General features: G+C 70.2%; 14 protein-coding genes and 1 other RNA gene. 4 read left to right on the plus strand and 11 right to left on the minus strand.

The features are described 5' to 3' along the window. Positions 1-21: 21 nt before the first annotated feature. Positions 22-1,185 (plus strand): succinyl-diaminopimelate desuccinylase, encoded by a 1,164-nt coding sequence (gene dapE / locus ACQ66R_RS09770; protein WP_430421470.1) that lies wholly within the window; start codon positions 22-24, stop codon positions 1,183-1,185. Between the two features lie 124 nt (positions 1,186-1,309). Here dapE and ACQ66R_RS09775 read toward each other — a convergent pair whose 3' ends face one another. The 4 genes from ACQ66R_RS09775 to fmt all read right to left on the minus strand — a co-directional run bounded on the left by ACQ66R_RS09775 (position 1,310) and on the right by fmt (position 5,055). Beyond that, entirely contained in the window at positions 1,310-2,257 is a 948-nt protein-coding gene (locus ACQ66R_RS09775) for a serine hydrolase domain-containing protein (RefSeq protein ID WP_430421472.1), read from the minus strand. A gap of 83 nt (positions 2,258-2,340) precedes the next feature. Next, positions 2,341-3,171, minus strand: a complete 831-nt coding sequence (locus tag ACQ66R_RS09780; RefSeq protein ID WP_430421473.1) for a TIGR00266 family protein — start codon at positions 3,169-3,171, stop codon at positions 2,341-2,343. 220 nt (positions 3,172-3,391) lie between these two features. Continuing rightward, positions 3,392-4,129, minus strand: coding sequence for a tRNA pseudouridine(38-40) synthase TruA (gene truA, locus ACQ66R_RS09785; protein WP_430421474.1), 738 nt, complete (start codon positions 4,127-4,129; stop codon positions 3,392-3,394). Beyond that, entirely contained in the window at positions 4,129-5,055 is a 927-nt protein-coding gene (fmt, locus tag ACQ66R_RS09790) for a methionyl-tRNA formyltransferase (protein WP_430421476.1), read from the minus strand. Before fmt ends, truA begins: the two co-directional genes overlap by 1 nt. A gap of 86 nt (positions 5,056-5,141) precedes the next feature. On the opposite strand from fmt, the gene ACQ66R_RS09795 reads away from it, so the two are divergent. After that, the gene (locus ACQ66R_RS09795; protein ID WP_430421478.1) at positions 5,142-5,441 is read left to right on the plus strand and encodes a hypothetical protein; all 300 of its coding nucleotides are present in this window, start codon (positions 5,142-5,144) and stop codon (positions 5,439-5,441) included. A gap of 106 nt (positions 5,442-5,547) precedes the next feature. Here ACQ66R_RS09795 and ACQ66R_RS09800 read toward each other — a convergent pair whose 3' ends face one another. Further along, on the minus strand, positions 5,548-6,057 hold the full coding sequence (locus ACQ66R_RS09800; protein ID WP_430421480.1) for a peptide deformylase: 510 nt from the start codon (positions 6,055-6,057) through the stop codon (positions 5,548-5,550). A 68-nt stretch (positions 6,058-6,125) separates the two neighbouring features. Then, positions 6,126-7,340: a DNA recombination protein RmuC gene (locus ACQ66R_RS09805; RefSeq protein ID WP_430421481.1), complete on the minus strand. Its 1,215-nt coding sequence runs from the start codon at positions 7,338-7,340 to the stop codon at positions 6,126-6,128. Between the two features lie 157 nt (positions 7,341-7,497). Here ACQ66R_RS09805 and ACQ66R_RS09810 point away from each other — a divergent pair, with 157 nt between their 5' ends. Both ACQ66R_RS09810 and ACQ66R_RS09815 read left to right on the plus strand, forming a co-directional pair. Beyond that, the gene (locus tag ACQ66R_RS09810) at positions 7,498-8,181 is read left to right on the plus strand and encodes a PEPxxWA-CTERM sorting domain-containing protein (protein ID WP_430421482.1); all 684 of its coding nucleotides are present in this window, start codon (positions 7,498-7,500) and stop codon (positions 8,179-8,181) included. Between the two features lie 124 nt (positions 8,182-8,305). Beyond that, a complete protein-coding gene (locus ACQ66R_RS09815) occupies positions 8,306-9,556 on the plus strand; it encodes an MFS transporter (RefSeq protein WP_430421484.1) in 1,251 nt (416 codons plus the stop codon). Here the strand turns inward: ACQ66R_RS09815 and recR are convergent. The 5 genes from recR to ACQ66R_RS09840 all read right to left on the minus strand — a co-directional run bounded on the left by recR (position 9,540) and on the right by ACQ66R_RS09840 (position 12,988). Next, entirely contained in the window at positions 9,540-10,142 is a 603-nt protein-coding gene (recR, locus tag ACQ66R_RS09820; protein WP_430421486.1) for a recombination mediator RecR, read from the minus strand. The two genes, ACQ66R_RS09815 and recR, sit on opposite strands and share 17 nt — an antisense overlap. A 37-nt stretch (positions 10,143-10,179) precedes the next feature. Further along, the gene (locus tag ACQ66R_RS09825) at positions 10,180-10,506 is read right to left on the minus strand and encodes a YbaB/EbfC family nucleoid-associated protein (RefSeq protein ID WP_430421488.1); all 327 of its coding nucleotides are present in this window, start codon (positions 10,504-10,506) and stop codon (positions 10,180-10,182) included. A 93-nt stretch (positions 10,507-10,599) separates the two neighbouring features. After that, the gene (locus ACQ66R_RS09830; protein ID WP_430421490.1) at positions 10,600-12,414 is read right to left on the minus strand and encodes a DNA polymerase III subunit gamma/tau; all 1,815 of its coding nucleotides are present in this window, start codon (positions 12,412-12,414) and stop codon (positions 10,600-10,602) included. A 65-nt stretch (positions 12,415-12,479) separates the two neighbouring features. Beyond that, positions 12,480-12,578: signal recognition particle sRNA small type (gene ffs, locus ACQ66R_RS09835), an RNA gene on the minus strand. A gap of 68 nt (positions 12,579-12,646) precedes the next feature. Continuing rightward, complete coding sequence (locus tag ACQ66R_RS09840) at positions 12,647-12,988, minus strand: hypothetical protein (RefSeq protein WP_430421492.1); 342 nt, start codon at positions 12,986-12,988, stop codon at positions 12,647-12,649. Between the last annotated feature and the right edge of the window lie 87 nt (positions 12,989-13,075).

The following is a 13,075-nucleotide window of genomic DNA, read 5'->3' on the forward strand; positions in this document are numbered from 1 at the left end:
ATTGCCAGATATGGCGGGGCCATGCCGTCCGAAAGCCCCCGCAACAGCCGTCCCATCGACGCCGTCGAGCTGACCCGCGACCTGATCCGCCGCCCCTCAGTAACGCCAGCCGATGCAGGCGCGATGGCGATCGTCGAGGAGACCCTGGTGAGCCTGGGCTTCACGACGCGGCGGATGAAGTTCGGCGAGATCGAGAACCTCTACGCCCGCTACGGCACCGCTCGGCCGAACCTCTGTTTCGCCGGCCACACCGACGTCGTGCCGGTGGGCGACGCGGCGGCGTGGTCGAAAGACGCCTTCGCCGCCGAGATCCAGGACGGCATCCTGATCGGGCGCGGCTCGGTGGACATGAAGAGCGCCATCGCCGCCTTCGCCGCCGCCACGTCAGAGGCCATCGCGGCGGGCATCGTCACCGGGTCAATCTCGTTCCTGATCACGGGCGACGAAGAGGGCGTAGCCACCCACGGGACAGTCAAGGTGGTCGAGGCGCTGGCCGCCGAGGGCGAGGTGATCGACCACTGCGTGGTGGGCGAGCCGACGTCGGCGGAGACCTTCGGCGACATGGTCAAGGTGGGCCGGCGCGGCTCGATCAATGCCGAGATCGTCGTGGAAGGCGTCCAGGGGCACGTGGCCTATCCGCACCGGGCGGCCAACCCGGCTCGGCCGCTGATCAAGATGCTGACCGCGCTGCAGGAGCGTAAGCTGGACGAGGGCTACCCCGAGTTCCAGCCGTCGAACCTGGAAGTGACGATGATCGAAATGCCGAACACGGCGACGAACGTCATCCCGGGCGTGGCGCGGGCCCGGCTGAACATCCGCTTCAACCCGAACCACACCGGCAAGCAGCTGGCCGACTGGTTCGACCTGGAGGCCTGGCGCGCCTCGGTCGACTTCGGCGGCAAGATCACCGTCACCTCGTCCATCAGCGGCGAGGCCTTCCTCACCGAGCGCGGCGACTTCACCCAGCTGGTGGCCGACGCCGTCGCCGACGTGACTGGGGCTGCGCCCGAGCTCTCGACCAGCGGCGGCACCAGCGACGCCCGCTTCATCCGCGCGCTCTGCCCGGTGATCGAGGTGGGCCTGGTCGGCAAGACCATGCACCAGGTGGACGAGCGCGCGCCGGTCAACGAGATCCGCCGCCTGCAGCAGGTCTACTCGCGGATCATCGCCCGCTACTTCGCCTGAGGCCTCAGGCCTAGAGCCTGTCCGGTTCAGATGGAGTCATCTGAACCGGATTAACAGGCTCGATCGCTTTGATTCAGAGCGTGTTCTCGGGGCGAAACCGGCGTCCACTTTCGCCCAACACGCTCTATCCGAAACAGTCCACGACCTCGCCGACCCAGTCGCGGAGACGGTCCTTGGCCTCCAGCGGCGTATCGCCGTTGCGCACGACGATGAGGTCGCGGTCGGGGCAGACGATGATGAACTGGCCGGCGTAGCCGTTGGCCGAGAACGAACCAGGCCCGCCGATCCCCAGCCACCAGTGCGCGCCATAGGGGCCGTCGGTCACGCCGGCCTGCTGGAACGTGGGCGTGCGCGCATAGTCGACCCAACCCTCGGGAAGCAGGCGTTCGCCGTCCCAGATCCCGTCGCGCAGGTAGAGCAGCCCGAAGCGGGCGAAGTCACGCGGCGTACAGAAGCAGTAGGATGAGCCGATGAACGTGCCGGCGGCGTCGAACTTGGGCGTGGCGCTGGCCATGCCCAGGGGCTCGAACAACCGCGAGCGCATGTAGGCCGCGAAGTCGCCGCCCTGGGCCTGGGCGGCGAGGCGGGCGACGATGTTGCTGGTCCCGCTGGCGTAGCTCCAGAACGACCCCGGCGGATGGGCCAGCGGCCGGCTGGCCGCATAGGCCGCCGCGTCCGCCTTGCCCGAGCCGTACAGCATCTCCAGCACGTCCGAGACCGAGCCAGGGACATAGTCCTCGACGAAGGCGAGCCCGCTCGACATGCGCAGCAGGTGATCCAGCGTGATCGCGGCGCGCGGGTCGCTCGCGCCCTTCCACTCGGGAACATCGGCCGGCGCCTGGGGGTCGAGGCGACCGTCCAGCACCAGCATGCCCACCAGGGCCTGGGTCATGCTCTTGGCCATCGACCACGAGGGCTGGGTCGTCTCGGGCGTCGCGCCGAAGCCGTAGCGCTCGTAGGTCAGCCGGCCGCCCTGGATCGCCAGCAGCGCGTAGGTCTTGCCCAGCGGTCCGTCGGACGGCGCGTCGAACGCCTGGGCGAGCAGGGCCTCCAGCCGCGCGGCGTCGCGCACCCGGGCTTCGCCGGTTGGCCAGGCTTGCGTCGGCCAGGGCGTTCCCGGGGACTGCGCCGGAAGCGGCGGGAGGCCCGCCGGGCTCACCGGTTGCCGCCGATCAAGTCGCCGAGACCGCCCAGGACCGACCCCTCGCCCTGATTGCCGCCCGTTCCGCCCGCGGCGGCCAGCATCCGGCCGGCGAGACGCGAGAACGGCAGCGACTGGATCCACACCTTCCCGGGCCCGGTCAGCCGCGCATAGAACAGGCCCTCACCGCCGAAGATCATGCTCTTCACGCCGCGCACCATCTCCAGGTCGAAGTCGACGCTGGGCGTGTAGGCGGCCAGACAGCCGGTATCGACGTGCAACACCTCGCCCGCGGCCAGCTCGCGCTCGACCAGCGTGCCGCCCATCTGGACGAACACCCAGCCGTCGCCGTCCAGCTTCTGCATGATGAAGCCTTCGCCGCCGAACAGCGCGGTCCCGATCCGCCGCTGGAAGGCGATGCCGATCGAGACGCCTTTGGCCGCCGCCAGGAAGCTGTCCTTCTGGCAGATCAGCGTGCCGCCGACGCTGTCCAGCTTGATCGGCAGGATCGCGCCCGGCGTCGGCGAGGCGAACGCCACCTTGGCCTTGCCGCGGCCCTGGTGGGTGAAGACCGTCGTGAACAGGCTCTCGCCCGTCAGCAGCCGCTTGCCCGCGCCCAGCAGCGCGCCCATGAAACCGCCGCCCTGGCCCGCGCCGTCCCCGAAGACCGTGGTCATGTCGACCGAGGCGTCCTTCCAGACGAAGGAGCCGGCCTCGGCGATGGCGCTCTCGCCGGGATCGAGCTCGATCTCCACGAACTGCAGTTCCTGGCCCTTGATCTCGAAGTCGATGTCGTCCGACACGGCGGCGTTGCGGCTGTGGTGGCTCCAGGGGCCTTGGGACATGGGGGGTGGGTCTCCGGTTGAATCGGAAGCCTATTTAGCGCGCGATCCCTCGCGTGCGGATGACATCTTTTTCACGGATGAGGCCCCAGCGCCCCCTCCCCCACTTCGTGGTCCCCCTACCCCATTGGCATGGGGGAGGAACTGGAGCGGACGGATCAACCGTAGTTCCTCACCCGCTTGCGGGGGAGGGGGACCGCGAAGCGGTGGAGGGGGCGTTGGCTCAGTAAGCGACGCCCGTCAGATACAACCCCTCGGCCGGCGCGACGGGCCCGCAGGCCTTGCGGTCCCGCGCGGCCAAAGCGGCCTCCACATCAGCCTTCGTCCAGCGGCCCACGCCCACTTCGGCGATCGTCCCGGTCATCGAGCGGACCTGGCGGTGCAGGAACGAGCGCGAGGCGAACTCCAGCAGCACCTCGTCCCCCTCGCGGCGGACGTTGGCCACATCCAGGGTCTTCACCGGAGACTTGGCCTGGCAGGCAAGGTCGCGGAACGTGGTGAAGTCGTGGTGGCCCACCAGAACCTGGGCGGCGTCATGCATCGCCTGGGCGTCCAGCGGCTTCTTCACGTGCCACACCCGCCCCTGGTCGAGCGCCGGCGGGCTCATGCGGTTGAGGATCCGGTAGAGGTAGCGCCGCCCGGTCGCCGAGAAGCGGCTGTGCCAGTCGCCCACCGCCACCTCGGCCGACAGCACCGACACCGGATCGGGCATCAGATGGAAGTTGAGCGCGTTGCGCACCGTCTCGGCCGGCCAGTCCTTGGTGAGGTCGACGTGGACCACCTGGCCCGTGGCGTGAACGCCGGTGTCGGTGCGCCCGGCGGCGCCGACCCGCAGGTCCTCGCCGCAGAACTTCTTCACCGCCCGCTCCAGCGAGCCCTGCACGCTGGGCAGATCGGCCTGGGCCTGGAAGCCGTGAAACGGCCGGCCGTCATACTCGATCAGGAGGCGGTACCGGGGCATCAGCCAAGCCTGGTCCCGGCGGGCACCGGCGTGCCGCGGAGGAAGACGTCGGCGTCCTGCGGGCCCTTGCCCTCGCGCTGCACCTTCAGCAGCCGCACCGCGCCCTCGCCCGTCCCTACCAGCAGCCGGTCGTCCAGCGTGACGCCCGGCGGGCCGGCCTCTTCCTCATAGGCCGACAGCAGGGCCTTTACGCGCACCGGACCCTTGTCGGTCGGCAACTCGAACCACGCGCCGGGAAAGGGCGACATGCCGCGGATCTTGCGGTCCAGAACGCGGCCCTCCCGGGTCCAGTCCAGGCGCGCGAACTTGGGGCTGATCTTCTTGGCGTAGGTGACGCCCTCCTCGGGTTGCGGGACGGCGACGGCGCGCCCCTCGGCGATCTCGGCGAGGGTCTCGACGATCAGTTTGGCGCCGGCGGCCGCCAGCCGGTCGTGCAGGGTCGCGGCGGTGTCGAGCGGGCCGATGCGGACTGTCGCGGTCGACAGCACGGGGCCCTCGTCCAGGCCCTCGGTCATCCGCATGACCTGGACGCCGGTCACCGTGTCGCCGGCCATGATCGCCCGCTGGATGGGCGCCGCGCCCCGCCAGCGTGGCAGGAGCGAGCCGTGGACGTTGTAAGACCCCAGCGCCGGGGCATCCAGCACCGCGCCCGGCAGGATCTGGCCGAACGCCACGACGACCGCGGCGTCCAGGTTCAGGGCCGCGAAGGCCGCGACCTCGGCGGGGTCGCGCATCGAGACGGGCGTGCGCACCGGGATGCCGTGCGCCTCGGCGAACGCCTGCACGGGGGATGGTTTCAGCTCATGGCCGCGGCCCCGGGGCGCGGGCGGCTGGGAATAGGCGCACACGACGTCGTGCCCCGCCTCGACGATGGCGGCGAGGGCCAAGACGGCGAAATCGGGCGTACCAAGGAAAGCCAGTCGCATGGGCTGGCGTCTTAGCGGTCGGGGCGCGGGAAGGGAACTTCGCGCCAAGCGGGACCGTTGGATGGCCGACACATGGGAGCTCTCAGATGATCCGTACGCTCACGATCGCCGCGGCCGCCGCATTCGCCCTGTCGGCCTGCAGCGAGGCCGAACGCCGCGACACCGGCAACGACGTCGAAGCCGCCGCCGACAAGATCGCCGCCGAGAGCAAGGACGCGGTGAACAGTCCGGAGCTCAAGGAAGTGGGCGCCGAGATCAAGGACGCCGCGGGCGACGCCGGCAAGGTGCTGAAGGAAACCGCCAAGGGCGCCGTCGAAGGCGCGAAGGAAGGCGCGGCCAAGGTCGAGGCCGAAAGCCAGGACGCCGCGCACGACGCTAAGCACTGACCTCCCTCCCTTGATGGGGAGGGACAGATCGGGAAGCGATCAGGGTGAGGGAATGTGGGCCAGACCTGAGAGGGTGGAGAGGATCAACACCTCCTCACCCTGGCGGCTACGCCGCCCGGACCAGCTTCTTGACCTTCTTGACCGCCTGTTCGCGCTTCAGTCGCGAGAGATAGTCGATGAACAGGACACCCTCGAGGTGGTCCATCTCATGCTGGATGCAGACCGCGTAGAGCCCCTCGGCGTCTTCCTCGACCTGCTCACCCTGGTAGTTCAGGTAGCGCAGCTTCACCCGCGCCGGCCGCTCCACCTCGTCGTAGATCTCGGGGACCGAGAGGCAGCCTTCCTCGTAGGGGGCGGTCTCGTCCGACTTCCAGATGATCTCCGGGTTCACGAAGTACTGCGGAGCCTTCTCCTCGCCCTCGCGCGAGAGGTCCATCACGATCACCCGCTTGGGCACGCCGATCTGCACCGCGGCCAGGCCGATGCCGGGGGCGTCGTACATGGTCTCCAGCATGTCATCCATCAGCGCGCGAAGCTCGTCGTCGACCTTGTCGACGGGCTGCGACACCTGCTTCAGCACGGGGTGCGGGACGGTCAGGATCTCTCGGATGGCCATGGCGGGCAGGTAAGGGGCCTATTGTTGAGCGTCAAGGTAGGACAAGCCCACGGCGACTCTGTGTCCCCCTACTCGCCCGCGTGTAGCCGCACCGGCGGCACAGGCTCGTCCGCCGAGAGCTTGGCCAGCGGCCGCACCGCCGCCTCCAACGCCTCCAACGACGGCACGTCGCGGCCTTCGTGGTCGACCTTCAGGTCCTCGAAGCGGCGGGCCTGGGTCAACACCTGGGTCTCCAGGGAGCCCACGAACTGGTTGTACTTGCTGACCGCGGTCTCCAGCGCCTTGCCCACCGACCCGGCGTGGGCGCCCATCACGGCGATGCGCTTGTAGAGCTCGCGGCCCAGGTCGGCGATCTTGCGGGCGTTGGCGGCCTGCTCCTCCACGCGCCAGCCGTAGGCCACCGCCTTGCACAGCGCGAACAGGGTCGACGGCGTCACGATCACCACGCGGCGGTCCATCGCTTCGGTCATCAGGTCGGGCGCGCGGTCCAGGGCTGCGGCCAGCGCCGAGTCCAGCGGCACGAACATGGCGACGAAATCGGGCGAGTTGTCGAACTGGTCCCAATAGGCCTTCGCCGAGAGCCCCTGGGTGTGGCTGCGCACGCTCTGGACGTGACGCAGGCCGATCAGGTCGCGGGCCGCCTCGTCGGCGGCGTCCTGCAGCTCGAGGAAGGCGTTCAGCGAACACTTGGCGTCGATCACGAACACGCCGCCGCCAGGCATCTTCACCACCACGTCCGGCCGCCGGCGGCCTTCCTCGGTGTCCGTCGAGGCCTGCTCCTCGAAGTCGAAACGACCCGACAGCCCCGCCGCCTCCAGAACGTTGCGCAGCGTCTGCTCGCCCCAGCGCCCTTGCACGCCGGCGCCGCGCCGCAGCGCCGCCGACAGCTTGCGCGCCTCGTCCTGGGTCGCGGCCGACGCGGCCAGCATCTGGGAGATCTGCTCCTTCAGGCCGCCCTGCTCCTCGGCCCGCTGCTTCTCGACGGCGGTCACCTGCTCCTGAAACTTCTGCAGGCTCTCGGCGACAGGCTTCAGCTGAGCCTCCAGCCGCGCCTGGGCCAGCTGCTCGCGGTTGCGGACCGCCTCCTCGTTCCGTCGCAGGAGCTCCTCGGCCACATTGGTCGCCGACTGGGTGAGTTGCGCGCGCACCAGTTCGCCCTGCTCGGCCATCAGCCGCATCTTGAGCTCCGCGTGAGCGGCGCGGCTGCGCTCGCGTAGCGCCCAGGCCAGGGCGCCTGCGGCGATCAGCACGCAGACGATCGACAGGAAGAGAAGTCCGTTCATGGTGCGTTCTTACCGCACCGGGTGAGTCGGCGGAAGGTTCTCGAACGGGGTCACGGGGGGACAAAAAAGTCGCCCGCGCCTGACCCGTCATCGCGCCCCACGGCGCCTAGGGGTTTTGAGGCGCTCTCCGCGCCCTGAAAACCTGTGGGGTGTATCAATGCGTAGTCTCGCTCTCGGCCTGATGGCCGCACTCGTCGCCGGGACGGCCCAGGCGGCGACCACGACCCTGACCTTCGACACCGGAACCGTCGCCTGCACCGCGACCGACGGCGGCGCCACGAACCAGACCTGCACCACCGAGAACCAGCTCATCGGCGGCGACTACGGCAGCACGTCCCAGCTGGCCGTGTCGTACGACGCCGCCGAGAACACCGGATCGCTCACGTCGCTGCTGTTCACCACCGATCGGTTCTTCTCGGCGGGCGGCGGGATGGCCAAGGCCCGCGCTGCGCCGGCCAACGAGCTGTCCAAGATCATCTTCACGCCGCTCTCGGGCTACGAGGTTTCGTTCACCAGCTTCACCTGGGACAAGCTGACCGCGACCACCAGCGCGCGGTTCATCTTCGAGGTCCGCGACGCGGCCGACACACTACTGTTCAGCGCGGGCAACTCGTCCACCTTCCACTCGGTCAACACGGCCTACTTCACCGGGCCCCTGACCTTCCTGTTCGGCAACGGCGGCCAGGGCGCGGTCGCCGTGGACAACATCAAGGTCGATGTGCGCGCCGCGGCGACGACCGCCGTCCCCGAGCCGTCCCAGTGGGCGCTGATGATCGCGGGCTTCGGTCTGGCGGGCAGCGCCCTGCGGGGCGCCCGCCGCCGGTCAGTGATCGCGGCCTAGCCTGACGCTACCCCGGGGCTTCGCTCCGGGTAGGCGTCCTGGACGGCGGCGCCCGTGGCCCCCTGGCCACGCCGGAGGTTCGATGCGACGGTGGCCCCCGGTATTCGAGGGGGGAAGCGTACCGATGACCAACGGGGCTGTTGCGCCGACCACCAAGGCCGCCTTCGGGCCGCTGATCGTCCCGCTGCTCGCGCTGGCGGTGTTCATCAACTACGTCGACCGCGGGAACCTGGCGACCGCCGCGCCGCTGATCAAGGGCGAGCTGGGCCTCGACGCCACCCAGATCGGCCTGCTGATCTCGGCCTTCTTCTGGGCCTACACGCCCGGGCTGGTGCTGGCCGGCTGGCTGGCCGACCGCTTCAACGCCTACCTGACCCTGGCCGCGGGCCTGGCGCTCTGGTCGATCGCCACGCTGGTGACCGGGTTCGCCAGCGGCTTCGCAGCGCTGCTGCTGCTGCGGCTGGTGCTGGGCGTGGGCGAGGCGGCGGCCTTTCCCTGCAGCTCGGCGCTTTTGGCCCGCCACGTGGACGCCTCGCGACTGGGCGCCGCCAACGGCCTGATCATCGTGGGCCTGTCGCTGGGTCCCGCGGTCGGTATCTTCTTCGGCGGCCACCTGATGGAGCAGCTGGGCTGGCGGGGCGTGTTCATCCTGTTCGGCGCGGTGTCGCTCCTGTGGCTGCTTCCCTGGATGATCGCCACCCGCCATCTGTCCGGCGCGGCCGCTCAGCCGACCACCCACGACGGCCCCTCCTTCGCCGCCATCCTGAAGCGACCCGAGCTGTGGGGCGCGAGTCTGGGGCACTTCTCGGTGAACTTCGGCTTCTACTTCATCGTCTCGTGGATGCCGCTCTACCTCGTCCAGGCCCAGGGCTACACGGTGGGCCAGATGGCCAATATCGGCGGCGCGCTCTACCTGGCCTACGCCGCCGCCTCGTTCGCCAGCGGCTGGATCTCGGACCGCTGGATCGCCTCGGGCGCGACGCCCAACCGGGTGCGCAAGACGTTCTTCGTGGGCACCCATGCGGTCGCCGCCACCGGCCTCCTGGTCGGCGCCCTGGCGCCCCCGCAGATCGCCGTGGCCAGCCTGTTCGTCGTGGCGATCGGACTGGGCGCTGTGGGTCCGCACATCTTCGCCACCGGCCAGACGCTGGCCGGCCCCAAGGCGGCGGGCAAGTGGGTGGGCATCCAGAACGGCTGGGCCAACTTCGCCGGCATCCTGGGCCCGATCTTCACCGGCGTCATCGTCGACCGCACCGGGGCCTGGGAGGGCGCGTTCCTGCTGGCCGCGGGCTTCACCTTGATCGGCGTGATGGCCTGGTCGGTGATGATCCGGAAGATCGAGCCGATCGAGTGGGGGGCTAAGCCGGCCGCCTAGCCCGCATCGCCTGGGCGATGGTTCCGTCGTCCAGCCAATCCAGCTCGCCGCCGACGGGCACGCCACGCGCCAGCATGGTGATGCTCACCTCGCAGCCCGCCAGCCGGTCGGCCAGGTAGTGGGCCGTGGTCTGGCCGTCGACGGTGGCCGGCAGCGCCAGGATCACCTCCTTCACGCCCTGCTGGCTGGCGCGGTCCACGAGGGGCGCGACGCGCAGGGCCTCGGGGCCCACGCCGTCCAGCGCCGAGAGCAGCCCGCCCAGCACGTGGTAGCGGCCGCGGAACGCCGAGGCGCGCTCCATGGCCCAGAGCGCCCCCACCTCTTCGACCACGCAGATCAGCGTGCCGTCGCGGGCCGGCTCGGCGCAGATGGCGCAGGGGTCCTGGGTGTCGAGGCTGCCGCAGAGGCTGCAGGTCATCACCCGGGCCGCCGCCTCGGCCATGGCGTCCGTCAGCGGCAGCAGAAGCTGGTCGCGACGCTTCAGCAGCGCCAGCGCCGCGCGCCTGGCCGACCGCGGCCCCAGCCCCGGCAGCTTCGCCAGGAGGCCGATCAGGCGTTCGATCTCGGGTCCGGCGGAGGCGGCCACTAGGCGGGCGTCTTCGCTTTGGGCGAGGCGAGCCGCATCAGAACTTGGGCATGCCGGGGATGTTCAGCCCGGCCAGCGGCCCGGCCGCTTCGCGCATCACGTCGGCTTGCTTCTCGTCCAGCTTGCGCTTGGCGTCGGCGTGGGCGGCGACCATGAGATCGGCCACGACCTCGCCCTCGCCGGGCGCCATCAGGCTCTCATCCAGCTCCACGCGCGCCAGCTCGCCCGTGCCCTTCAGCGTCAACTTGACCATGCCGCCGCCCGAGGTGCCCTGCACTTCCAGCGCGGCGATCTTCTCCTGCGCCTCGGCCATGCGCTGCTGCATGGCCTGGGCCTGTTTCATGATGGAGCCGAGGTCTTTCACGGGGCGATACTCACTTCAGATGTGGACAGCGGCGCTGCGGCCGGCGCCTGGACGATGTAGTGCGCCGGGCCGGGAATTTCAGACCCGCTGTGCTCAGTCCTCATCCTCGGCCTCCTCTGGCGGCGCGGCCTCAGCGGGCTGGGGCTGCGACAGCTGGCGGACGCCGACGATCTCGGTCCCGGGGAACGCCTGCATCACGCTCTGCACGAACGGGTGCTGCTCGACCTCGGCGCGGACCTCGCGCTCCTCGCGCTTCTGCTTTTCCCACAGGCTCTCGGCGCCGCCGCCGCCCTGGGTCGAGAGCAGCCAGCGCTCGCCGGTCCATTCCTTGAGCCGGGTGACCAGCCGTTGCGCCAGGTCTGGCGGTGATCCCGGCCCGGGCTCGTACTCGATGGCGCCGGGCCGGAAACTGATCGGACGGATGAACCGCTCCACGTCCAGCTTCAGCCGGATATCGCGGCGCCGATCGATCAGCGCCAGCATATCCTCGAAAGTCTTCAGATTGGCCGCCGGCTCGGTCGACGGCATCGGCGCCGTCATCTGCCGCGCCACGGCATTGGTCGCCACACCGCCCTGCCGCGCCGTCGGGCCGCCACCGCCGCCGGAGGGGCCGCCCGCCGGGCCGCCGCCGCTGACGGGCTCTCCCGACTGCAACCGCTTCAAAGCCTCTTCCGGCCCTGGCAGGTCGGCCGCATAGGCCAACCGGATCAACGCCATGTCGACCGCCGCCGCCGCGTCGGGCGCGCGCCGCACTTCCTCATAGGCCTTCAACGTCAGCTGCCAGGCCCGAGACAGCACGCCTGCCGACACCGCCGCGCCCACCGCCGCCAGCCGCAGCGCCTGCTCCTTGGGCATCACCAGCGCGTTGGGCCCGATGGCCTTGGCGACCGACGCGCCATGGGTGTGGTCCAGCAGGTCCATCACCACCTGATCGGGGTTCGCGCCGTAGCCGTAGAGCTGGCGGAAGGTCTCGATGGCGGCGCCGGCCTCGCCGCGCATCACCTGCTCGAACAGGGTGATGGTCTGCGCCCGGTCGGCCAGGCCCAGCATGTCGCGGATCGATGCCGCCGAAACGGTCTGGCCCGGATCGGCCTGGACGATAGCCTGGTCCAGCATCGACTGGCCGTCGCGGACCGAACCCTCGGCGGCCCGGGCGATCAGCATCAGCCCTTCGGCCTCGACACGGGCGCCCTCGTTCTCGCAGATCATCTCCAGGTTCTTGACCAGCACCTCGGGCTCGACCCGGCGCAGATCGAACCGCTGGGTGCGCGAGAGGATCGTCACCGGCACCTTGCGGATCTCGGTGGTGGCGAAGATGAACTTGGCGTGCGGCGGCGGCTCCTCCAGCGTCTTCAGGAGCGCGTTGAACGCTCCCGTCGACAGCATGTGCACCTCGTCGATGATGTAGACCTTGTAGCGGGCCTCCACCGGGGCATAGCGCACCCCCTCCAGGAGATCGCGGATGTCGCCCACGCCGGTGCGGCTGGCGGCGTCGAGCTCCAGCACGTCCATGTGCCGGCCCTCGATGATCGAGCGGCAGTGACGGCCCTCTTCGCGCAGCTCCAGCGAGGGCTCGCGGATCGTATCGGTCTCGTAGTTCAGGGCCCGGGCCAGCAGGCGCGCGGTCGTGGTCTTCCCCACCCCGCGGACGCCGGTCAGCATGAAGGCGTGCGCGATCCGGCCGGTGGCGAAGGCGTTGCGCAGGGTGCGGACCATGGCCTCCTGGCCATAGAGGTCCTCGAACGCCCGGGGCCGGTACTTCCGCGCGATGACGGTATAGGCCGCGCCCTCGTCCTCGACGGGCGTCCGGGCGGGAGGCGCGACCGGCGCGCCGCCGAACATGTCCTGGGCGTTCGGATCCGGTTCGTGCGGAAGTTCAGAATCGTCGCGGTCGAAGTCGTCGCCCATGCCGCCATCTAACGGGACGGCAGGCGGCGGGCAAAGCGATAGCGCCAGAAAATGTGGGGAAGGTTGGGTGGAGACCGAACGACAACCCGAAGCGTGATTCGTTGTGGCTGCTGCCTTCCGGCCCTGACCAGGTTGGCGAGGCGCTCGTCCGCCGCCGATCTCCGAGGCGGCATATGGCGGATCGGAGGCCTGGGGGCAAGAGCCGGCCGCTTTCGCCGCAGGGGTGGCGCCGCTAGTGCCCGCCCTCGACCCAGGGCACGCCCGCCGCGCGGAACGCCTCGGCCAGCGCCGACTCAAGGTCCAGCGCTTCCCAGCGTCGCATCGGGTTCAGGTGGGCCACCAGGTCGGGCAACAGCTGCTGGCCGAACCGGCGCGCCGCCCCGCTGGCCTTGTAGCCGGCCTTGTGCTGGTCGAACCGCAGGTCTGGGTCGCGCGAGGTTTGACCGACATAGAGGCCCCAGGGATCGGACCGGCGCGGATCGCGCAGCAGCACGACATAGACCGAATGCCCCGCGCCGCGGGTCTTGCGCGTCGTGGCGCTGAGCGAGCGGGCCGCCCGCGTCGCCTCGGCCATCCATGACGGACCCTCGTGGAACATGGCCAAGCCTAGGCGGCGGCGGGCCGAGCCTTCAAGCCGGACACGCGCCCAGGACCGCCGCGG

Source organism: Phenylobacterium sp., assembly GCF_965284355.1.
Classification (GTDB): Bacteria; Pseudomonadota; Alphaproteobacteria; order Caulobacterales; family Caulobacteraceae; genus Phenylobacterium.